Consider the following 21,996-nt stretch of genomic DNA (forward strand, 5'->3'; position numbering starts at 1 on the left):
GCAGAGGCCCTAGAGTCCCCGTCCATTGAGTTCGTACGGCTTTTCCGCCACGATCTCTAGGGTCCAACGCCGACTAGACGCGGTGGCGGCTCCGATGATCGCCACCACGCCGGAGCACGACAGGGGCTGAAGAGCAGTTCAATGTCCGACTTGACCCTCATGCTGATCAGGATCACGTTCCTCTGCGTGCTATGGCTGTTCGTGATCATGGCGGTCGGCGTCATCCGCACCGATCTCCTCGGCCCCGCCAAGAGCAAGTCCAAGCGCAGCAAACGCACCGAGGAACGCGGCTCTTCCCCCGCACCGCAGCGGCCCGCCCGCGCCCCCCGCGGACGCCGCAACGAGCCGCGCACGCTCGTCGTCACCAAGGGCCCGCTCGCCGGCACCACACTCAATCTGACTTCGCAACCGATCACCATCGGCCGGGCCAACGACGCCACGCTGGTCATCAACGATGACTACGCCTCGGGTCGCCACGCCCGCATCTTCTCCGACGAGGGCCGCTGGATCGTCGAGGACCTCGGGTCGACGAACGGCACCTACCTTGGCCAGGAGCGCCTGACCAGCCCCCAGCCCATTTCGGTCGGACAACCCGTCCGCATCGGCAAAACCGTCCTGGAACTGCGCAAATGACAATCGCTCTCCGATACGCGGCGTACTCCGACGTAGGATGCCTCCGCGAAGGCAACGAAGACTCCGCCTACGCCGGCCCGTACCTCCTCGCGGTCGCCGACGGAATGGGCGGTCATGCCGGCGGCGAAATCGCCAGCGCCATCGCCGTCTCCACCCTCAAGGCGCTGGACGAGGACGTACCAACCACCGACGAGATGGTCGACTCCCTCCAGCAGGCCGTCGAGAACGCCAATTCCACGCTTGCCCAGCGGGTGAAGGACGAACCCCGGCTGGAGAACATGGGAACCACCCTAACGGCCATGCTCTGGTCCGGGGCTCGGGTCGCCATGATCCACGTAGGCGACTCCCGCGCCTACCTCCTGCGGGGCGAAGAGTTCGGCCAGATCACCCACGACCACACCCTGGTGCAGACCCTCGTCGACGAAGGCAAGATCACCGAGGAGGAGGTCGCCACCCACCCCCAGCGGTCCCTGCTGCTGCGCGCGCTCGACGGCCGCAGCCAGGTCGACCCCGACGTCTCCATCAGCGAGGCCAGGGTGGGCGACCGCTACCTGCTGTGCTCCGACGGCCTGTCCGGCGTGGTCAGCACCGACACCATCGGCGAGACCCTGGCGTCCGAACCGCACCCCGACGCCGTCGCCCGCAGGCTGATCGACCTCGCCAACCGGGGCGGCGGGCCCGACAACATCACCGCCGTGGTCGCCGACGTGATCGACACCGCCACCGACCCCAACGGGCCCACACAGGTGCCGTCGGTCGTCGGCGCGGCCGACCAGCGCCGCGAACCGGTCATGACCCCCGATACCCCGGCCGGCCGCGCCCAAGGGCTGAACCGCTCTTCGGGCGACACCGCCGAAATGGCGCGCATCCCGGCCGACGACGCGCGCAGCGCCCCGGCGGGGGCCGGCCCCGACCCCGAACCCGAACCGGGTACCCGCCGCTGGTGGCCGATGGTGCTGACCTTCGTGGTCATCGTGGCCGCCATCGCCGCGGCGGGTTTCTACTTCGGCTCGCAGTACCTGAGCAACCAGTACTTCATCGCCCCCTCCGAGGACGGCTCCACGGTCGCCGTCTACCAGGGACTGAGCACCGACGTCGCAGGCTACGACCTGGCCGAGCAGATCCAGAACACCGACATCCCCCTCGACGGCCTGCCCGAGACCCAGCGCAAGGCCGTCAACGACACCATCCCCCTCGACAACCGCGGCGACGCCGACGGCCGCATCACCGAGCTCCGCGAGATGGCCGACTCCTGCGCCGCCGACCCCCAGTCCTGCGGGCTCGAATCGGACGGCTCCGGCCAGTCCGGCCAGGGCCAATCCGGCCAGCAGGGCCAAGGGCAGAACGGCGAGGCCACCCAGCCGAGCGGGGACCAGGGTGGCGGCAATGCCGCCGAGAACCCGACAGGAGGGGAGTGAGGTGACCGAGGCCTCCACGCAGCTGCCGCCGGTCAAGCGGCGCAATGCCGAACTCGTCATGACGCTGTTCGCGGTCGGGATCACGCTCTTCGGGATGATCGAGGCCGGCCTCACCCGCAACGGTGAGATGCCGCCCAGCCTGTTCGTCTACGGTTTCCTGTTCGGCGGACTCGCCGTACTCGCGCACTTCTTCATCCGGTTCTTCGCGCCGTGGTCCGACCCGCTGCTGCTGCCGCTGGCCACGCTGCTCAACGGCATGGGCATCGCCATGCTGTGGCGCCTTTACGAGGCCACGGGCGATACCGAGACCGGCAGCGCGATGAACCAGCTCATACTCACCGCGGCCAGCATGGCGGTCTTTGCGGGCATCGTCTTCTTCCTCAAGGAACCGCGCATCCTGCAGCGCTACCCCTACATCATGGCGCTGGGCGCGGTGGTGCTGCTGCTGCTTCCGCTGATCCCGGGACTGGGCCGGACGATCAACGGCGCCCGGCAGTGGATCTACATCGGGACCAGCCTGCAGCCCTCGGAGTTCGCCAAGATCGCGCTGGTCATCTTCCTGGCCGGCTACATGGTCACCAAGCGCGACGTGCTCGCGCTGGCATCGCGCCAGATCAAGATCGGTCCGCTGAAGGTGCTGGACTTGCCCCGCGCGCGCGACCTCGCCCCTATGGCCGCGATGTGGGGCTTCTGCATCGTCGTGCTGGTCATCCTGATGAACGACCTGGGCACCGCGCTGATGCTGTTCGGCACCTTCCTGGCGATGATCTATGTCGCCACCGCCCGCGGCAACTGGATCGTGATCGGCCTCACCGCGTTCTTCGGCGCCTGCTTGGCCATCTACCCGTTCGTCTCGCACTTCCGGGTGCGCCTGGTCACCTGGCTCGACGCCTTCCGCCCGGACGTGTACTGCACCGACGAGGCGATGGCCAACCCCGATTCCTTCTGCAATACCGCGGGCAACAGCCAGCAGCTCGTCCAGGGCCTGTTCGCGCTGGCCGAGGGCGGCATGACCGGAACCGGCCTGGGCGGCGGCAAGCCGGGCTTCGTCCCCGAGGTGCAGAACGACTTCATCTTCATGGCCTTCGGTGAGGAGCTGGGGCTGGCCGGCTGCATGGTCATGCTGCTGGCGCTGGCCCTGCTGGTGCAGCGCGGCATGCGTATCGCGCTGGCCTCCAAGGAACTCTTCATCAAGATGTTCGCCTCGGGGGTCTCCTTCCTGCTGGCGTTCCAGACTTTCGTCGTCATCGGCGGGGTCACCCGGGTGATCCCGATGACCGGTGCGACCATCCCCTTCGTCGCCAAGGGCGGTTCGGCCCTGCTTTCGAGCTGGGTCATGCTCGCGCTGCTCATGCGGATGAGCAATAACGCACGCAAGCCTGCGCCGCAGGCAATCCAAGACGAAGGCGCGACCCAGGTGATTTCCCGATGAACAAGCCAATCCGCCGCCTCGCACTGTTCGCGCTGGCCCTGTTCGGGGTGCTGCTGCTCAACATTTCCTGGCTCCAGACGTTCCAGGCCGAGAGTCTGCGCGAGCACCCTTACAACAGCCGCCAGTTCTTGGAGAGCCTCAATCAGCACCGCGGCTCCATCCTCGTAGGCAGCGAGGAGGTCGCCTACTCCGAGCCGGTGGGCGGCGACAGCGAGCAGTTCCAGCGCAAGTACGAGAACGGCCGGCTGTACGCACCCGTCATGGGCGCGTTTCGCGCGGGTTCGGCGACCGGCATCGAACGGGCGCGCAACTCGTACCTGGACGGCTCCAACGAGCTGCTGGCGGTGAACAACTTCCGCGACATGCTCACCGGCGCGGAGCCCAAGGGCGCCGATGTGTACCTCACGCTGAACTCGGGCGCGCAGCAGGCGGCCATGGACGGGCTGGAGGCCCTGGGCAAGAACGGCGCGGCCGTTGCCCTCAACCCCAAGACCGGCGCCGTGCTGGCCTCCTACTCCAACCCCACCTACGACCCCAGCAGTGTCGCCAGTGTCACCGAGACCACCGAGGCCGCCGAGAACTGGACGGACCTGGAGGCCGACGAACAGCAGCCGCTGCTCAACCGCGGGCTCAACCAGGTCTACCCGCCCGGCTCGACATTCAAGGTCATCACTGCGGCCACCGCGATCGAGGACGGCGCCACCCCGGAGTCCACGATGGAGGCGCCGGCAAAGCTCGACCTGGGTCAGCCGCTTTGGAACTACTCGCATACCCCGTGCAGCGGCGGCCAGGCCACGCTGGCCCACTCGATCGAGATGTCCTGCAACACCTCGATGGCCAACTGGGCGATCGAACTCGGCGGCCAGAAGCTGCAGGAGCAGGCCGAAGCGTTCGGCTTCAACCAGGGCGAGATGGAGATCCCGCTCTCGGTCACGGAAAGTTCGGTACCGCTGGAGAGCGATCCCAATATCCTGGGCCGTAACGGAATCGGCCAGGGCACCATCGAGGCAACCCCGCTGCAGATGGCCATGGTCGCCGCCGGCGTGGCCAACGATGGCGACGTCATGAAGCCCTACCTGATCGACTCCGTGCAGAACTCCAACCTTGAGGAAGTCCAGGCCGCCCAGCCGGAGGTCTACTCCAATGCGATCAGTTCCAGCACCGCCGAGGACCTGACCGAGATGATGATCGGTGTCACCGAGGGCGACCAAGCCTCCGGACCCGGTGGCGCCATCCCCGGTATGCACGTCGCCGGCAAGACCGGCACCGCCGAGACCGCCAGCGGTCCCACCCACAACTGGTTCATCTCCTTCGCACCTGCGGAGGACCCCCAAGTCGCCGTCGCGGTCGTCGTCGAGCACGGCGGCGGAAGCGGCGGCACACTTGCGGCCCCCATCGCGAAGGACATGATGGAAGCTGTGATCAACGAGTGAGCGAGAACGACGCGGGCGCCCCCGGGGCCTCCGGCTCTGAGGACGTCCTGGCGGGCACGGTCCTCAGCGGTCGCTATGAGCTCAAGGAGCAGATCGGCTCCGGGGGTATGGGCAGCGTCTGGCGCGCCGACGACACCCTGCTCAACCGCGAGGTCGCCGTCAAACTGCTGCACCCCGCGCAGATGGCCGAGCCCACCTCGCGCGAGCGGTTCCGCACCGAAGGCCGCATCACTGCGGGGCTGTCGCACCCCGGCATCGCCCAGGTCTACGACTACGGCGAGCAGGGCGGCCGCGCGTTCCTCATCATGGAACTCGTGCCGGGCGAGCCGCTGTCGTCGATTTTGCGCCGCAACGACGGCCTGGAGCCCAGTGTCACGCTCGACATCGCCGGCCAGGCCGCGGCCGCGCTGGCGGCGGCGCACGCCCGCGGTGTCGTGCACCGCGACATCAAGCCGGGAAACCTGCTGGTCACCGATGACGGCACGGTCAAGCTGACCGACTTCGGGATCGCCCGCGGCAACGAGTCGGTGACCCTCACCCAGACCGGCATGGTCATGGGCACGGCCCAGTACATTTCGCCGGAGCAGGCTTCGGGCCGCCCGGCGACCTTTGCCTCCGACATCTACGCGCTGGGCGTGGTGGCCTACGAGTGCCTGGCCGGCCAGCCGCCGTTCACCGCCGACACACCGCTTGCCCTGGCCCTGGCCCACACGCGCGAGCCGCCACCGCCGCTGCCCGGTTCCGTTCCGCAGCAGACCGCCGCGCTGGTTGAACAGTTGCTGGAGAAAGCGCCCGGCGACCGCCCCGGCTCGGCCGGCGAGGTCGCGGCGCTCGCCCAGCGGTTGCGCAACGATATGGGCGCTGCGGTGGGCGGCGCCACCACCGCCATGGACCTGCCCGACCCGGCGCGCACCATGGTCGCCGGCGCCACGGCCGTTTCCGCCTCGCCCGATGAGTTCACGCCCGTCGCGGGCGGAGCCCCGACCGGCGCGCAGCCGCAGCGGAACGGCGCAGGCGGGTCCGATAGTCTTGGCGCGGCCACCGGGCCGAGGCGCCGGACCACCCTGCCGCTCGTACTTGCTGCAGTGGCGGCAACGGTCATCCTGGTGTTCGGGGTGGTCTGGGCCGGGCGGGAGTTCGGTACGCCCGAGTCCGAAGGCAACAACGTGGGCAACATGGAGCCGACCCCGTCGCAGAGCGGCTCAGCCGAGCCGCCACCGTCCCCGTCGCCGTCGGAGACCGGCGATACCGACACCGATACCGACACCGACGACTACGTTCCGACTGAGAACGACCTCCCCGAATACGAGTCCGCACCCAGCGGTTCGACCGAATCTCCCCCGCCGAGCGCGCCCGCCGATGGAGGTTCGTCAATGGATCCCCCGGACACCGGAGAGTCTCCCCCCGATGGCGGCGGAAACGTCCCGCCTCCCGAAGAAACCGGAGGCCCCGAGGACGATGGCGGGGGCGCCGGAGACAGCACCGGCACGGATCCGGAGGCCGGCTAACCGCAGACGACCCGACCATCCGATACGCTCCCGGCGACGCGGAGTACCGCGCAGATAACGAGGAACAGTTCACGACATGTCACAGCCACGGCTACTCGGCGGCCGCTACGAGCTCGATCAGGTCATCGGGCGAGGCGGTATGGCCGAGGTCTACCGCGCCCGTGATCTGCGGCTGGACCGGATGGTGGCAGTCAAGACACTCCGCCACGATCTCGCCCGCGACCACACGTTCCAGGAGAGGTTCCGGCGCGAGGCCCAGTCGGCGGCATCGCTGAACCATTCCTCGATCATCGCCGTGTTCGACACCGGCGAGGACATGGTCGACGGCCTGGCGATCCCGTTCATCATCATGGAGTACGTCGACGGCCGCACGCTTAAGGAGCTGCTCGACGACGACCGGCGGTTGCTGCCGGAGCGCTGCGCCGAGGTCACCGAGGGCATTCTGCGCGCGCTGGAGTACAGCCACCAGAACGGCATTGTGCACCGCGACATCAAGCCGGCCAACGTCATGCTGACCCGTGCGGCCGAGGTCAAGGTGATGGACTTCGGCATCGCCCGCGCGATGAACGACAACCAGGCCACCATGACCCAGGCCTCCCAGGTCATCGGTACCGCCCAGTACCTCTCTCCGGAGCAGGCACGCGGCGAGCGGGTCGACGCGCGAAGCGACATCTACTCCACCGGCTGTGTCCTCTACGAGCTGCTCACCGGCGGCCCGCCGTTCACCGGCGACTCCCCGGTCTCCATCGCCTACCAGCACGTGCGCGAAGACCCGGTGCCGCCCTCGCAGGTCGACCCCGAGGTCCCCGCCTGGGTGGAGCAGGTCGTGCTGCGTGCGATGACCAAGGACCGCGAGGACCGCTACCAGACCGCCGAGGAGATGCGCCAGGACATCCAGCGCGGTCTGCAGGGCATGCCCACTGAGGCGAGCACCATGGCCATGGCCCCCGCCCCCGCGGGATCGACGACCGCGCTGCCTCCGGTCGACAACCGCGGCCGCGACGACTATGACGACGACGATTACTACGACGACCGCGACCAAGGCAAGGGGCGGCGCACCGCCCTGTGGATCGTGCTGGCCGTCGCCGTACTGGCGGCACTGGGCTTTGCCGTGTGGCTGTTCAACCAGCCCACCGCCGAAAGCATCTCCATTCCCAAGGTCCAGGGGATGGAACAGTCCGAGGCCCAGAACACGCTGTCCGAGCAAGGGTTCACCAACGTGTCGGTCGAGGAGGAGAACCACGACGACATCGCGGAAGGAAACGCGATCGGCACCGATCCGCCGGCCGGCCAGGAGCGCAGCCCCGGCAGCGACATCACGCTGCGGGTCTCGAGCGGTCCCGGGGCCCAGCAGATTCCCGATGTCGTCGGCCAGGACCGCGAAACCGCGACCCAGATGCTGCAGGACGAAGGGTTCGAAGTCGGCGACACGAGCGAAGAGGCCTCGGCGTCCTATGACGAGGGCCAGGTGATCCGCACGAGTCCGCCCGGCGGGCAGTCCGCCGACCCCGGCAGCCGGATCGACCTGGTCATTTCCACCGGTCCCGAACAGGTCGCCGTGCCCGACCTGAGCAACCAGACCCAGGACGAGGCCGAGAGCACACTGAGCGACCTCGGTCTCACGCCCAGCTTCCAGGAGGAGGCCAGCGAGGACGTCGAGCCGGGGCGGGTGGTGCGCCAGGACCCCGGCGCCGGCACGGAGGTCGATCCGGGCAGTTCGGTCACCGTGTTCATCGCCACGGAGCCCGAGGAACCCGAGACCCCGCCGACCACCGATCTTCCGGAAACCCCCGAAGACGGCAACACCGGTGACCAGCCTCCTCCGGGGTGGCCCACCGAACTGCCGTGGAACCCCGGTAACGGCAACGGCGAGGAGTAGCGCCTCGGCGCACCTGGCGGTCTGCCAATCCGCACTTTCGGCCGGGGACCGGTCGGCAAGTCCGTCCCGTCCCCGGTCAGCGGGGCTTTTGCGCAGGTCGGCAAGTCGGTAGTGCAGGACTCGGCCGCTTCGGGCGTCCCGGATGCACACTGTTGGGGCTAGACTGGGAGCGCAGGCACCCGTTCATCGTCAGTTCCGGCCGATTCGTTTTTGGAGCAGCGACCGTGCCCAAGTCCCGCAACGATCGCAAGAAGAAGGCCGTTTACACGCCTCCGCCCTCCTCGGCCAAGCCGAAGGTCAGTCCGCGTTGGGTGCTGCCGACACTGGTCACTCTCATGGTGCTCGGCGTCTTGTGGATTGCGGTGTACTACATCGCCGGCTCGATGATCCCGTACATGAGTGATCTGGGGAACTGGAACCTGGCCATCGGGTTCGGCGGCATCATCATGGCCCTCATCCTGGGTACGCGCTGGCACTGACGCCCCGGCGCGTCCTCGCAGGCCACGGCCTGTTTTTACTGAACACTCCACAAGCGGCGCGACCGCTGTCCACAGAGTTATCCACAAGCTGTGGGTAGCTGGATTCCGCATGCCCGCGGCCAGGGCCCGCTGCGTTCGGCGGCAACGGCAACGGCAGGTTGTACGGGTTATACGGCCTGATGGCTTGCCGGACGACGGCCGGTCTGCAGCAAAAGGCCGCGCCAAGGGTGGCGGGCGGCCCGGGCGAGCGGGCGCGCGCTGCTCCATCGATCCCGCGGAATGCGCCGAATGATACGCCGGATGGCGCCGTACCGCCGATTCAGCTCGGGAAGAGCAGCACAGCGCCCGCTGCCGCCACGACCGCCAGCAGCACCGCCACACCGGCGGTGGCCGACCAGTGCACAAGCGTGCGGCTCCGCTGGCCGGCCGCGCCCGCAGCCGTCGAACCCGGCGGCAGGTAGGCGTATACGGCGGCCAGCAGCAGCCCGGTGGCCAACCCGCCGATGTGCCCGGTCCAGGAAATGTTGGGCACCACGAACGTGATCAGCAGGTTGACCGCCAGCAGGCCGACCACGAACCGGGTGTCGAGCTGCAGCCTGCGGCCGATCACGAAGACCGCGCCGAACAGCCCGAAAATGGCGCCCGACGCGCCGACCGACAGCTCCTCGCGCGCCAGCAGCAGGCTCAGCACCGACCCGCCGAGGGCGCTGAGCACCCACAGCGCCACATAGCGCGCGTGGCCCAGCACGGTTTCGACCTGCTGGCCAAGGATGTACAGCGCCAAAGCGTTGAAGAGCAGGTGCATCACGCCGCCGTGCAGGAACGCGGCGGTGATCAGCCGGTACCACTGCCCGGCGTACGCGGCCATTTCGCCCGACATGCCAAAGGCACCCGCCAGCCGCGGATCGGCGAGTTGGGCCACGAACCCCGCCCCCATCGCCGCCAGCAGAACCCAGGTGACGACGGGCCGCGCGGCGACCCGACCGCCGAAGACGGTGCGCGAAGCCCGCATGGTCCGGTTGCCCTCGGAGACGCACTGCGGGCAGTGCTGGCCAACGGGGGCCTCGCGGATGCAGTCAGGGCAGATCGAGCGGTCGCACCGGGAACACCGCAGGTAGGTCTCGCGGTCGCGGTGCCGGTAGCACGTGGGAACTGCCGCAGCGCCGGATTCGGCGCCTTCGGCGGGGGAGGAGTCCATGGGAGCGGGGCCGCCTAGGAACGCTCGATCTCGACGGAGGAGATGGTGATGTCCTTCGCCGGGCGGTCCTGCTCGTTCGTGTCGACCTTGGAGATCTGGTCGACGACCTCGGTGCCCGAGACGACCTCACCGAAGATGGTGTGCTTGCCGGTCAGCCAGGAAGGGCTGCCCACCGTGATGAAGAACTGGGAACCGTTGGTGTCGGGACCCGCGTTGGCCATCGCCAGCAGGTAGGGGCGGTCGAACTTCAAGGAAGGGTGGAACTCGTCGCGGAACTTGTACCCGGGACCGCCGCGGCCGTTGCCCAGCGGGTCGCCGCCCTGGAGCATGAACCCGTCGATGACCCGGTGGAAGATCGTGCCGTTGTACAGCGGCTCGTTGCTCGGTTTGCCGGTGGTGGGGTCGATCCACTGCTTCGATCCCTCGGCGAGGCCGATGAAGTTCTCGACCGTCTCAGGGGCCAGCTCGGCAAAGAGCTTGACGACGATCGTCCCCTGTGTGGTGTTCAGCCGCGCGTGGGGCTGACCGTTGACCTCGGACACCTGGGTGTGCCTTTCCGTTGTGTTCGCTTGCCCCGCCCACGTTACCCGCAGCGGCCCGGCTGCGTCCCCGCGCACAGGCCCGATCGCGCGTATCCGTGGGCCGATCGCCGCACGGCGGCACCCGGCGGCGCGCACAACAGGTGGATGCCGGGACCACCTCCGGCCGATGCGTGTCGAATCGGAGGACGCCGGGCGAATGCCGAGTATGTTGGTGATAACACGTGGATAACGCCGAAAACGCCCAGCGGCGGCCCGGTTGGCGGCCGGTGTGGCCGATGGCACCCGCATACGTCGCTGCCCAGCGGGCAGGGGCACCAGGAACGTAAAAGCAAAGGAGGTCACCGTGCCCAGAACGCTGAAGCGCCACGAGGGCGGCTTCGAGGCTGAGGCGGCATTGGCCCGACTGCAGGAACTCGCACGCGGACAGTCCGCACGATTCGGTCCCTACGCCGACCAAGCGCGGATGCTCGCCGCCCAGCGCCTGCTTGAGGCGCGCGGGTGGACCGCTCCCCGGTTGGAGACCGCGGCGCACCGCGTCGAGGACACCGTTGCGCCGCGCGTGGCCGGCCTCCTCAGCGACGCGGCCCAGCGCGTGGAGCCCTACAAGAAGCCCAAGCGCCGCGGGATCCTGGGGCGCGGGTCCGGCCGCAGTGTCCCCCGCGGCCTCGTCTTCGCCGGAGTCGCCGTTGCCGGCGCGGCCGCGGTCTACGGCGTCATCAGACTGCGCCGGGCCGCCCAGGACGCCGAATGGCAGCAGAACCTCGACCAAGCCCGCGACCAGGTCCGCGAGACCCGCGATCAGCTCGCCGCCAAGGCCAAGGACGCCGCAGAGCGGGTGACCGGCACCGGTGCGCAGCTCAAGGACGACGCCGAAGAGGCCAAGGACACCGCTGCCGCGGGAGCCAAGCAGGCCGCCAGCGACCTCAACGGCCGCGTGACCCAGTAACCGAACGGGGCGAGCCCCGACACGCACGGCCTCCGGCCCCGCCGCGGCACCGGCGGGGCCGGTGCCGTCCGGCACCGCCTGCCGGCTATTGGCGACCGCCTGCTTGCCGGTTGCCTACTTGCCGCCGCCGCGGGACTTGCCGGGCGCCTGCTGGTCGCCGACCTGTTCCGCGCGCACCGGCCGCCAGGTCAGCGGATAGCGCATGTTGCCGCCCAACAGCGCGGTGAGCCCGGCCACCGCGGGCAGGAACAGCCAGCCGAGCATCATGAAACCCCAGGCGATGAGCGGCAGGATCAGAAAGCTCAGCCCCATCGCCGCGATCGTGCCCACCGCCACGGTGACCTGGAAGTTCAGTGCCTCGGTGATGTGCCGGCGCACGAACGGCGACGCCTGCCTGCTGGCCAGCAGCAGCACCAGGGGGCCGACAAATGAGGAGACGTACCCGGAAGCATGACCGATCCCGGCCAGGAGCCGGTCGGCTCCCGGCGCGTTCTCGGAAGCGGCCGGGGTGGCGCCGGTAACGCGCGGGCCGGAATCGGGAGCGCTCTGGCCGGCGCGCACCAGATCGGTGAGCAGCGGCTCCAGTTCGGAGGGGAACTTGGCGTTGATGGCGAGCCCGAGCCGCTCGTCGAACTCGCTCTCGTCCAGCTGCCCCGAGGCGTAGGCCTCGCGCAAGGTTTCGGCCGCGGCGTCGCGGTCGGCATGGGTCAACCGGAGTTCGCCACCGCCGGTACGGCGGCGTTCCGGGACTGGCCCCGACCCTCCGCCTGCGGGCGGTGGAGACGGCGGTTCGTACACGGCCACCCTCAACTCCTCGACGCTGGGCCGCCGCCGTGGGCGGCCGCGGGTTCTTCCCATCCCCCATCATGGGCGGCCCGCAAGCCGCACGGTATGGGGGAAGCCCCTGAAGCTTCCCTGGTTCGGGGTACCAGCAGAACTTCGGTCCGTTTTCCAGACTATGCGCCGGTTCGCACCCACGCCTGTGATCCGGGCAACCGCTTTTCCCGACCGCCGGATCCCGGCCAGGCAGCGGCCGGTCGGCCCGCCACGCCGTGCGCCTACGGGCGATCGGCACGGCGAACAGGGAGAGTTGGCAGCGCAGAACGGTGCAGGCAGCCGCGGTCGCCGGCGAGTGGAACTCTGGAGGAGTCAATGGCCAGCGGACCCAAACAAGAGGTGCGCGCGGAACAACCCTACGTCGCCATCCCGGCCAAGGTGACTCCGCGGGAGTGGAGCAAGGCGGCCGCGCTGGTCACCGAGGTGCGGGACTGGCTGCGCAGCAAGGACCTCGCTGCGTCCGGCCCGCCGTTTTTCCGCTACTGGGTGATCGGCGGCGGCGATCGCGAACACATCATCGAGGTGGGCGCCCCGGTCGGCACCGCGGTGGCGGGCGAGGGCCGTGTGGTTGCCGGGTCGGTGCCCGCCGGCGCCTACGCGACCCTGGTGCACACGGGCGATCCCGAGCGCATCGACGGCGCCCACACCCGGTTGCAGGGCTGGGCGGCCGAACACGGGCTGGCGTGGGTGGACCGCGGCGAGGGCGACAACCGGGTGTGGGGCGGCCGGTTCGAGTTCTACCTGAGCGACCCGGTGCAAACCCCCAAGGACGAGTGCTCGGTCGAGCTCGCCTACCTGGTCTGCACCGCCGAGCCGGCGGCTGCGCCCGACCTCCGTCCGGACGGCCGCAGCCGGCCGGTCGGCGGCGGGCGCCGGTAGCCGTGCAGGCTGCGCCGGGGTTTTAGGGCAGCAGCAGCGTCTTGCCGACCACGGCGCGCTCCTCGACGGCGCGGTGGGCTGCGGCGGCGTCGCCCAGCGCGAACACCTGCCCGATAGTGGGCGCGATCCGGTCGGCGGAAGCCTCGGCCAGCGCAGCGGCGGCAAGCCGCGTCTCGTCTCCGGGGACCATCGGCATGTCCGGCAGTCCCATGACGGTGACCTGCTGCCGCTGTGCATCCTGGCCGTCGATCCGGGTGAACCCGCCACCGGCGGCGCCGAACGCAACGAAGCGGGCGCCGTGTGCGGCGGCACCGAATGAGGCGGCGCCGATCGGCCCGCCGACCCCGTCCAGTACGACGTCGGCACCGGCGCCGCCGGTCGCCGCGCGGACCTGTTCGGTCCAGTCGCCGGCCGAGTAGTCGAAGGCGCGGTCGGCGCCGAGTCGGCGGGCGAGGTCCAGCTTGTGCCGACCGCGGGCCGCGGCGATCACGGTGGCGCCCGCGGCGCGGGCGCACTGGACGAGCAGGCTGCCCAGTCCGCCGCCGGCCGGCGCCACCAATACGGTTTCCCCAGGTTGGGGACGGGTCGCCCGCGAGAGCAGCATGGCGGTCATTCCGTCGTTGACCAGGGCCGCCGCCGCGCGCAAGGTCAGGTTGGCGGGTACATCCAGCAGGTTCTCGGCGGGGGTGACGACACGCTCGGCGTAGCCGCCGGTCGGCGGCGCGCTCCGGGCGGCCTCAGCGACGCTGCCGAACCCGGCGCCGGCGACGGCGCGGCCGGGCTTGGCTGCAACTCGCCGGCCGAGCAGGCCGGGGTCGACTTCTGGCCCCACCGAAACCACGTGTCCGGCTACGCCCCTGCCCGGAATGTAGGGCGGCCGCACGTGCCACGGTCCGGGCGCTCCGCTCCGCACGAGGGCGTCGAGCGTGAGGACGTCGGCTGCGGCCGACTCGACCACCACTTCACCCGCTCCTGCCACGGGTTCCGGCACATCGCAGACCTTCAGGACCTCGGGGCCGCCGAAGCGTGTGGCCTGTACCGCCTGCATGGCTTCCTCCGATTCGTCGGACTTCGCCGGTATCCGAAGGAAACTATAACAGTAATACTGATAATCAGCAGAAGGTCTAATCGGCACCGCTGCTACGGTTGCGCCATGACCGGCGAGTTCCCTCCCTCACTGCTCAACAGGTTCAGCTTCCTCCTCGGGAAGCTCTACTTGCGGGCCCTCGACCACGAGGCGGGCGAACTGGAGCCTCTCGGCATCAACGTCAAGCATCAGGCCGCACTCGCCCTACTCGCAGCGGAAGGCCCGATGACCCAACAGGAAATGGGGCAGCGCCTGGGCATCGACCGGACCACCATCGTCGGCCTGGTCGACGCCCTCGACCAGCACGGCCTGGTCGAACGGCGGCGCAGTCCCGACGATCGGCGCGCCTACCTGCTCACCCTGACCCCGGACGGCCGCGAGACCGCACAGCAGGGCGGGCACCGGGTCGCTGCAGCCGAGGACCGGCTCCTCGCCGAGCTGGACGAAACCGATCGGACCCGGCTGCGCGAACTCCTGGCCCAAGCGCTCGGCGACCGGCCGGATCCGGCCGCCCGGAAAGGGGAACACGGCCAGCGCACAGGCGGCGGATCCGAGTAGCCGTACTCAGGTTTTTGTCGGTGCCACCGGCGATAATCAGCAGCATGACGAACGCACCGCACCACTGCTGCCCGTGCCGGATGTGCTCGCGCGCCTCCCTGCGCCCCCGCCCGCGGATCCACGCCGAACCTCCCCGCTCCGGCATCCGCACCCGCCCCGTCCCGGCGACCCCGCGCGCCAAGTAACCCGCCGGCCGGCACCGGTCACGCCTCGATGACCGGTGCCGGTGCAGGCGACGGCAATGCGCAAGCCCCGGAGCCGCACCGCCGCCACCCGATCGGGCGGCGCCGCACGGCTCCGGGGCGCGGCGTTCGGGGCCGCAGCGCAATCAGCGCATCAGGGGCCCCCGACCACGCCGCCGTCCTCCCTGGTGATGACGATGGTCGCCGACCTGGGGCGGCCGGTCTCGCTGTGGTCGGGCCAACTGGAACTCTTGCGCGGGCTCTCCGGCGTACCGGAGTCGCCCGGGTGCTGGATGTTCACGAACAGCGACCTGCCGTCCGGGGTCGAGGTGATCCCGGTGATCTCGCAGTCCGGCGGGCCGACCAGGAACCGGCGGATGTCACCCCTGCGGGTGTCGGCCGCCAGCATCTGGTTGTTCTGGTCGGCGCCGTCGACCTGCGGCTGGGTGCCGTCGGTCTGGATCCACAGCCGCCCGTCGCCGTCGAACCACAGCCCGTCCGGCGATCCGAACGCCTGGTCCGGTTGCACGGTGGCGCCGCTGGCCTCGTCGCCGGCGAGCAGGAAGACATCCCAGTCGAACTTCTCCGCACTGGGGTTGCGGTGTTCGTCGATCTTCATGATGTGCCCGTAGCGGTTCTCCAGCCGCGGGTTCGCGGGGTTCACCGTCTCGGTGCGGGCCGTGTTGTTCGTGCAGGTGAAGAACACCGCCCCTGTGTGCGGCTGCACGGTGCACCACTCGGGCCGGTCCATCGGCGTGGCTCCCACCGCGTCGGCCGCCAGGCGCGTATGGATGAGCACCTCGGCCTGGTCGGCAAAGCCGTCCGCCTCGGTCAGGCCCGGCTCGCCGTGGACCAGCGGCAGCCACTTGCCTGCGCCGTCCTCCTCGAACTTGGCGACGTACAGCGTCCCCTCGTCGAGCGGGCTGCGCCCCTGCCTGCGCGCCTTGTGGATCGGCTCCGCGCCCACGAACTTGTAGAAGTGGTCGAACTGGCTGTCGTCTCCCATGTAGACCACGGCCTCGCCGTGCCTGCCGCGAACGACGACCGCGTTCTCGTGCTCCATCCGGCCCAGGGCCGTCCGCTTCTTCGGCGTTGATTCCGGGTCGAAGGGGTCGACTTCGACCACCCAGCCGAACCGGTTGAACTCGTTCGGCTCCACCGTCATGTCGAACCGGTCCTCGGTGGTGTACCACGGGTACGGACTCTCCGAGCCGATGCCGTAGCGCTCCGCGGCCGAGCCGGCCTCCGGCGGCTGCTCGCCGGGGTAGAAGTACTTGTTGGTGGTCTCTTCGCAGGTCAGGTAGGTGTCCCACGTCGTGGGGCCGCTGGCGCAGTTGTTCAGCGTGCCCAGCACGCGCACGCCGTCGGGGTCGGCGTTGGTGCGCATCAGCTCGTGGCCGGCCGCCGGGCCGGTGATCTCGGCCGGGGTGGTCATGGTCAACCGGCGGGCGAACCGCGACTCGACCAGGTGCCACCGGCCGTCGCGCTCCTGCTCGACCTCGATGACCGAGACGCCGTGCGCGGCCATCGACTTCGCGGTCTTCTCCGGCGACCAGTCGGCCTCGCCGTCGGTGTGCAGCAGCCGCTCGGTCGTGGCCTCGTGGTTGATGCAAAGCAGCCCGTGGTGGTGGCCCCGGATCGGGAAGAACCACATGCCGTCGTGGTGGTCGCCCGCCTGCTGGGCCTGGTCGGCGGCGCTGTTGCCGGCGTCCTCGGCGAACGCGGGGCCGGAGGGCACGATCGGGTGGCCCCAGGGGTAAAGCACCTGGTATTTGTATCCCGGCGGCACCGCGACCTCGTCGGCGACACCGGGTTCGACCGCGGGGAATCCCAGCAGCCGCTTGCCTCGGCCATGGCCTCCCGCGTGGTCCGGCCTGCCGTGGCCATCGGCCGCCGCCGGCGCCGCGGTGCCGAAGAACGCCGCGGTGGCGGTGGCGAGGCCGCCCGCCATCGCGGTCCGGCGCGACAGCCGGCGCTCGGCAAGCTCGGAAAGCGGCGGCGATTCAATCCTGTCCGGGTACTGCACGAGTGGACTCCAGCCGTGGGGGTGCGCAGACCGCGCAGGTCAGCGCGGCCGAGGGGCGTGCGCAACGCTAGGGAGCCGAAGTGGCCGGGCCGCCACACGGACATGAACACCGGTCATCCGGACCGACCCGTCCGGAATGGCCGTCGCTGAATTCCTGCCAGAGAACGCCAGGAACGGCGCGTACAACAGGCACGGCGGCAACAAGTCCGACGAGCACGGAGAGACATGAAAACGATGGGTGAGACGAACGGCGAGGCGCTGCGCGGCAAGGTGGCCCTGGTGGCCGGGGCCACCCGCGGAGCGGGTCGCGCGATCGCGGTGGAACTGGGCCGCGCCGGGGCAACCGTCTATGCCACCGGCCGTACCACCCGCGCCGCCCGCTCGGAGATGGACCGGCCCGAGACGATCGAGGAGACCACCGAGCTCGTGCGGGCCGCCGGCGGCACCGCCATCGCGATACCGGTCGACCACCTCGATCCCGACCAGGTGCGGCTCCTGATCGAGCGCATCGACACTGAGCAGGGCCGCCTGGACATCCTGATCAACGACATCTGGGGCGGCGACATCTACACCGTGTTCGGCAAACGGCTGTGGGAGCACTCCCTGGAGCAGGGCCTGCGGCAACTGCGGCTGGGTGTCGACACCCACCTCATCACGAGCCACTACGCACTGCCCCTGCTCAACCGTGCGCCCGGCGGCCTGGTTGTGGAGATGACCGACGGCACCGCCGAGGCCAACGCCGCGTACCGCTCCTCCGTCGGCTGCTTCTATGACTTGGCGAAGGTCTCGGTGCAGCGCATGGCACTGGCCCAAGCCGAGGAGATGGCGCCCACCGAGGGCACCGCCATCGCGCTGACACCCGGGTGGCTGCGCTCGGAGATGATGCTGGACGCCTTCGGGGTCACCGAGGCCACCTGGCGCGACGCGATCAAGGACCAGCCGCACTTCTGCATCTCCGAGAGCCCCGCCTACGTCGGACGGGCGGTGGCCGCCCTGGCCGCCGATCCCGGCCGCGCCCGCTGGGCGGGCCAGACGGTCTCCAGCGGCGGCTTGGCCGGAATCTACGGTTTCACCGACACCGACGGATCACGCCCCGACGCCTGGCGCTACATCGCCGAAGTCGAGTGGGCGGGCAAACCGGCCGACTGCGCGGGGTATCGCTGAGCTACTCGGTGGCCTGGCAACAGAACGCTACCGGTGCTGCCCGGACCCGGCCGGTTCGGCCGGGTCAGCCGACGGGGCCGTTTCCGCCGGTTGGTCTGGTTGGTCCGGTTGGTCTGGTTGGTCCGGTTGCGCCAGTTCGGCCATGCGGGCCAGCGCGGTCAGCCAGAAGTTCTGCCGCTCCGCGGTCTGGCCGACCAGGTAGGTGGCTCGCAGCTTGGGCGGCAGGTGCGGCAGCAGCCGCGCCACCACGTCGAGATGCCGCTCCAGCTGCGAGACCTCGGCGTTGGAGAGCACCTGGTGGACCAGGTCGGTGTCGTTGGTGCCCTCCTCGGATGTCTCGGTCGCGGCGGCCAGCCGCGCCTCCCATGCGGCGCGGTTCGCGGCAAGCTCGGTCAGGCCGATCGTGGGCCGCTCCGCCAGCCGGGCCTCCAGTTCGGAGAGCGGGACCGGGGCGTACTCGCCGTCACCCAGGTACATCAGCGCCGACTGCAGCGGCACGTCGCCCTGCTCATGCAACTTGATCAGCCGCTCCAGGGTGCGTTTGGTGACCCAATCGCGCCCTTCGTCGTCGATGTCGTTCTTCCACCACTCCAGGATCGTTTCGGCGGTCTCGCCGTAGGTGGAGATCAGCCACTCGTTGGCCGGGATGTCCTCGGGGTGTACCTCGTAGCTGATCGTGAACCGGCTGGCCTGGGCCACGTTGTTGGCGGCGACCAGCAGTTTGCGGCCCAGGTGGTACGGCGGGTTCTGCAGCGCCACCTGCGCCCGCAGGTTGGGGATCGACCGCCCGGCGAGCGTCCACTCCTGGGTGACCTCCATCAGTTTGGCAAAGGTCGACTTGTCCTTCGGCCGGTTGTACTCGTCCCACACCAGCACCTTGGGTTCGGGGGCGAGCAGCGACTCGGCCAGCATGGCGTCGAGCGCCCCTTCGGCGGTGGGAACGGGGACGCACAGGTCTTCGACACTGGTGACCGGCAGGGAGAAGTAGACGGGTTCGCGGCCGGTCTCCTCGCGGGCGAGCTGCTTGGTGATCTCGGTCTTGCCGCATCCGGGAGGCCCCTGCAGCAGCACCGCCCAACGGTGCTTCATCGCGGCCCGGAGGATGCGCCGGACCGGGTCGGCCACGGTGGCGGGGTTGCCGGTACCGACCTCCGCGGCGAGGCCGTCGAGCACATCGGCGGTGCGGTCGCGGCCCGGTTTCCCGTCCGCGCCCTCCTCGACCAGTGCCATCCGGCTGCCGTTCAGCAGCGGAAGCCCCCAGGCCAGGGGGAACCCCGCGCGAGCGCAGTCGAGGACGTGCTGCAGGGTGCGCGGCGAGAGCAGGTAGCGCAGCTGCGGGCTGAGCGCGGCCCACAACCGGAACACGCCGCCGAGATCCCAATCGGGGAACCGTGCGGCCAGCGCCCAACGCCACGCGGTGTCGTTGACGCCGAGCCGGATGGTCACCATCCGGTCCAGGATCGCCGGGTCGGACCTGCGCACCCCGGTTTCGGCCAGCGACTCGTTGTCGGCGAGGAACACCCCGATGCACCCCAGTTCACGCAGGTCGTGCCCGCCCAGGGTCCAGTTGCAGGCGATCTGCATGAGCTGCGACTGCACCGTGCTGCCGGCCTGCAGCGAATCGTCGATGAGCAGGACGAACGGTCTGCCGGGCACGAGCTGGCGCATGATGAGCTGGCGGAGCATGAGCTCGCCGGTGTGTTCGTCCCGCACCGGGGCGTTGACCAGCAGGTCATCGGGGGCGAGGTTGGCCGCAGGCAGGGTGACCAGGGTGGTGCCGGGGAACCGCGCGGGCACGTAGGACACGAACGTCGACGTCTTGCCGATGCCGTGCTCGCCGAAGATCTGCCCGGTCTGGCCGGTGGCGACCATCGCGTCGATGAACCGCTCCAGCTTCGCGCCGGGGCCCTCCGCCGGCGGGTCCGGGTAGGTGGCGGTCGGTTTCCACTGCCGGCCCCCGCCTGCCGGGGATGGGGGCCGGGTCTCTGCCCCGGGGGCGGTCTCCTGGTTCGCTGCGGGCGCTTCCCCAACGGACACGGGGGTCCTCTCTTCGGTTGCGGTCATCGTCCGGGTGCGACCCGATGGCAGGCCATCGGGGGATGGTGCCGTTCCGGCCAGTCGTCGCCGTTGTCGGTGATCAGCCAGATCCAGCGGTCGGGCTCAGCCGGGGTGACGGCGGGCGCGTGCCCGTCGGTGACCATGATGATCGCGTCGGGATCGGCCGCGAGCAGCCGGCCGTTCACCTCAAGCCGCCCCTCGGCGTAGTCGACCACGTTCTGGAAGTCGGTTCCGCCGCCGCCGACCACCCCGTCCCCCGGCACGAACGGCGCCACCTCGCCGTCGAAGGCGAGCCAGTGGGTCTCGACCCCGTCGGTCCGCCCCACCAGCGTGGTCAGCCACTCGACCACGGAGTCGGGCATCGATCCCGAGGTGTCGAACGCGATGAGCACCACCTTTGTCCGCTCCGGTCCGCACCGGGACAGCATCGGGTCATGGCCCAGCGCCAGCATGATCGCGCCGTGTTTCTTCGGGTAGACCAGCCGTTCGCTTTCGTCCAGCTTCGAGGCGAGCACGTCGGCCAACCAGCGCTGCCACCAGTCGACGCGGCGGGTCTTCGGGGTGGTTCCGCGCAGCCGGTCCAGCCCGAGGGTGCCCCACATCCGGGCGAGCCGTTCGCCGCCGTCGGTTGTGCGATCGGCAAGGTCCAGCAGTTCACCGCGGGCCGTGGGGTTGCCGCGCAGCGCGGCCTGTACCGACTCGCGCAAGACCTCGCCGCCCAGCCACTCCACGGTTTCCGAGTCCAGCGGGACGCCGTCGCCGGCGCCGCTCCCGGAACCGTCCTCCAGGTGCACGCAGTAGCCGGGCACCGCCTCATTGGCCGGGGCCGCCATGCGGCGGAGTTCGCTGTACACGGTGAGGTCGGTGCGGCTGAACTCGTCGTACGGCAGCGGGGACAGCCCTTGGTGCGCCAGATCCTTCCGGTACTTCTTGTACACCAGGCCCGGGTCGACGCCGACCGGCTCGTCGCCAACAGTGGGCAGGCCGGAGCGTTTCAACCGGCGCAGGGCGACATGGTTGATGGCGACCTCGGCTGCCAGCGCGAAGAGCGGATCGGACCGCAGGTGCTCATCCGCGTGGAGATGCCGGTGCATCAGGTGCCGGGCCTCGTGGAAGAGCACGAACCGGACGCCGCCGGGGTCCAGCTCCACCAGGAAGTACGGGTTGTACAGCAGGGCGCAGGAACCGTCGCCGGTGGCCACCACCGCGGCGGTGGGCACCGCAGTGGTCGGGATGTGGTGGTAGCACTTGGCGTACAACCACGACGCCACCGCGCTCTGGCCGACCCCGAAGTCCTGCAGCGCGGTCTCCTTGCGCCGGCGGGCCTCAGCGACCACCTCCGCGGCGGCGGGCTCCTCCGTGCGCAGGCGGCGCAGGTCCCACAGGCGCGGCCCGCTCCAGCTGCGCCCCTCGGCGCTGGGGTGTGCCGCAGTGCCCGGATGCGGCCGGGCCCCGGTCGCATGGTGGTCCGCGATATCGCGGGCTCCGGTGCTGCCGGGGCTCAACGGAGCCCCCGTCCGGCCGCGGAGAGCCCGAGCCCCCGATGTGCGGGAACACCCGGCGGCCGAACCGCCGCGCCGCCGCTGAACCCGGCGAATGCGTCGGTCATGGCTGCCTGCTCCTCATCCGCGGTGGGGGCCGCTGGTTCCGCGTCCCGTGCCTTGCCCGTGCACGCTAACCTCGGGCTTTCACGGCGGGCGTGACCGCAGACCCCTCTGGACATGCGAAAGGTGCTTC

At 70.0% G+C, this 21,996-nt stretch carries 19 protein-coding genes; 12 read left to right on the forward strand and 7 right to left on the reverse strand.

The window, feature by feature from the left end; translation table 11 throughout:
- Positions 1 to 141: 141 nt before the first annotated feature.
- The 7 genes from ACYVD5_RS16590 (at position 142) to ACYVD5_RS16620 (ending at position 8,782) form a co-directional block, all read left to right on the forward strand.
- The gene (locus tag ACYVD5_RS16590) at positions 142 to 633 is read left to right on the forward strand and encodes an FHA domain-containing protein FhaB/FipA (protein WP_461001949.1); all 492 of its coding nucleotides are present in this window, start codon (positions 142 to 144) and stop codon (positions 631 to 633) included.
- A complete protein-coding gene (locus tag ACYVD5_RS16595) occupies positions 630 to 2,051 on the forward strand; it encodes a Stp1/IreP family PP2C-type Ser/Thr phosphatase (RefSeq protein ID WP_461001950.1) in 1,422 nt (473 codons plus the stop codon). Before ACYVD5_RS16590 ends, ACYVD5_RS16595 begins: the two co-directional genes overlap by 4 nt.
- Positions 2,020 to 3,483, forward strand: a complete 1,464-nt coding sequence (locus tag ACYVD5_RS16600; RefSeq protein ID WP_461001951.1) for an FtsW/RodA/SpoVE family cell cycle protein — start codon at positions 2,020 to 2,022, stop codon at positions 3,481 to 3,483. Before ACYVD5_RS16595 ends, ACYVD5_RS16600 begins: the two co-directional genes overlap by 32 nt.
- A complete protein-coding gene (locus ACYVD5_RS16605; protein WP_461001952.1) occupies positions 3,480 to 4,916 on the forward strand; it encodes a peptidoglycan D,D-transpeptidase FtsI family protein in 1,437 nt (478 codons plus the stop codon). The genes ACYVD5_RS16600 and ACYVD5_RS16605 overlap by 4 nt, the downstream gene beginning before the upstream one ends.
- Entirely contained in the window at positions 4,913 to 6,424 is a 1,512-nt protein-coding gene (locus tag ACYVD5_RS16610; protein WP_461001953.1) for a serine/threonine-protein kinase, read from the forward strand. Before ACYVD5_RS16605 ends, ACYVD5_RS16610 begins: the two co-directional genes overlap by 4 nt.
- 76 nt (positions 6,425 to 6,500) lie before the next feature.
- Positions 6,501 to 8,303, forward strand: a complete 1,803-nt coding sequence (gene pknB / locus ACYVD5_RS16615) for a Stk1 family PASTA domain-containing Ser/Thr kinase (protein WP_461001954.1) — start codon at positions 6,501 to 6,503, stop codon at positions 8,301 to 8,303.
- A 224-nt stretch (positions 8,304 to 8,527) separates the two neighbouring features.
- Positions 8,528 to 8,782 carry a cell division protein CrgA gene (locus ACYVD5_RS16620; protein ID WP_461001955.1) on the forward strand — a complete coding sequence of 85 codons (255 nt, stop codon included), beginning with the start codon at positions 8,528 to 8,530 and terminating at the stop codon, positions 8,780 to 8,782.
- A 319-nt stretch (positions 8,783 to 9,101) separates the two neighbouring features.
- Here the strand turns inward: ACYVD5_RS16620 and ACYVD5_RS16625 are convergent, their stop codons facing one another.
- Together ACYVD5_RS16625 and ACYVD5_RS16630 are read right to left on the reverse strand one after the other, a co-directional pair.
- On the reverse strand, positions 9,102 to 9,980 hold the full coding sequence (locus ACYVD5_RS16625) for a rhomboid family intramembrane serine protease (protein WP_461001956.1): 879 nt from the start codon (positions 9,978 to 9,980) through the stop codon (positions 9,102 to 9,104).
- 14 nt (positions 9,981 to 9,994) lie between these two features.
- A complete protein-coding gene (locus ACYVD5_RS16630) occupies positions 9,995 to 10,522 on the reverse strand; it encodes a peptidylprolyl isomerase (protein ID WP_461001957.1) in 528 nt (175 codons plus the stop codon).
- A 343-nt stretch (positions 10,523 to 10,865) separates the two neighbouring features.
- Here ACYVD5_RS16630 and ACYVD5_RS16635 point away from each other — a divergent pair, with 343 nt between their 5' ends.
- Positions 10,866 to 11,468 (forward strand): hypothetical protein, encoded by a 603-nt coding sequence (locus ACYVD5_RS16635; RefSeq protein WP_461001958.1) that lies wholly within the window; start codon positions 10,866 to 10,868, stop codon positions 11,466 to 11,468.
- Positions 11,469 to 11,582: 114 nt separating this feature from the next.
- Here ACYVD5_RS16635 and ACYVD5_RS16640 read toward each other — a convergent pair whose 3' ends face one another.
- On the reverse strand, positions 11,583 to 12,179 hold the full coding sequence (locus ACYVD5_RS16640; protein WP_461001959.1) for a DUF4870 domain-containing protein: 597 nt from the start codon (positions 12,177 to 12,179) through the stop codon (positions 11,583 to 11,585).
- 441 nt (positions 12,180 to 12,620) lie between these two features.
- On the opposite strand from ACYVD5_RS16640, the gene ACYVD5_RS16645 reads away from it, so the two are divergent.
- Positions 12,621 to 13,184: a GyrI-like domain-containing protein gene (locus ACYVD5_RS16645; RefSeq protein WP_461001960.1), complete on the forward strand. Its 564-nt coding sequence runs from the start codon at positions 12,621 to 12,623 to the stop codon at positions 13,182 to 13,184.
- Positions 13,185 to 13,206: 22 nt separating this feature from the next.
- On the opposite strand, the gene ACYVD5_RS16650 is transcribed toward ACYVD5_RS16645, so the two are convergent.
- On the reverse strand, positions 13,207 to 14,232 hold the full coding sequence (locus ACYVD5_RS16650) for a zinc-binding dehydrogenase (RefSeq protein WP_461001961.1): 1,026 nt from the start codon (positions 14,230 to 14,232) through the stop codon (positions 13,207 to 13,209).
- A gap of 105 nt (positions 14,233 to 14,337) precedes the next feature.
- Between ACYVD5_RS16650 and ACYVD5_RS16655 the strand changes: the two genes are divergently transcribed.
- Together ACYVD5_RS16655 and ACYVD5_RS16660 are read left to right on the forward strand one after the other, a co-directional pair.
- Entirely contained in the window at positions 14,338 to 14,829 is a 492-nt protein-coding gene (locus ACYVD5_RS16655; protein ID WP_461001962.1) for a MarR family winged helix-turn-helix transcriptional regulator, read from the forward strand.
- A 44-nt stretch (positions 14,830 to 14,873) separates the two neighbouring features.
- The gene (locus tag ACYVD5_RS16660) at positions 14,874 to 15,014 is read left to right on the forward strand and encodes a hypothetical protein (RefSeq protein WP_461001963.1); all 141 of its coding nucleotides are present in this window, start codon (positions 14,874 to 14,876) and stop codon (positions 15,012 to 15,014) included.
- Between the two features lie 151 nt (positions 15,015 to 15,165).
- On the opposite strand, the gene ACYVD5_RS16665 is transcribed toward ACYVD5_RS16660, so the two are convergent.
- Positions 15,166 to 17,037, reverse strand: coding sequence for a PhoX family protein (locus ACYVD5_RS16665; protein ID WP_461001964.1), 1,872 nt, complete (start codon positions 17,035 to 17,037; stop codon positions 15,166 to 15,168).
- Positions 17,038 to 17,262: 225 nt separating this feature from the next.
- On the opposite strand from ACYVD5_RS16665, the gene ACYVD5_RS16670 reads away from it, so the two are divergent.
- Positions 17,263 to 18,201 (forward strand): SDR family oxidoreductase, encoded by a 939-nt coding sequence (locus ACYVD5_RS16670; RefSeq protein WP_461001965.1) that lies wholly within the window; start codon positions 17,263 to 17,265, stop codon positions 18,199 to 18,201.
- A gap of 27 nt (positions 18,202 to 18,228) precedes the next feature.
- Here the strand turns inward: ACYVD5_RS16670 and ACYVD5_RS16675 are convergent, their stop codons facing one another.
- Both ACYVD5_RS16675 and ACYVD5_RS16680 read right to left on the reverse strand, forming a co-directional pair.
- Positions 18,229 to 20,238, reverse strand: a complete 2,010-nt coding sequence (locus ACYVD5_RS16675; protein WP_461001966.1) for an ATP-binding protein — start codon at positions 20,236 to 20,238, stop codon at positions 18,229 to 18,231.
- Positions 20,239 to 20,261: 23 nt separating this feature from the next.
- Positions 20,262 to 21,764, reverse strand: a complete 1,503-nt coding sequence (locus ACYVD5_RS16680; RefSeq protein ID WP_461001967.1) for a DUF2201 family putative metallopeptidase — start codon at positions 21,762 to 21,764, stop codon at positions 20,262 to 20,264.
- Between the last annotated feature and the right edge of the window lie 232 nt (positions 21,765 to 21,996).

It is taken from the genome of Streptomonospora sediminis, assembly GCF_054778995.1.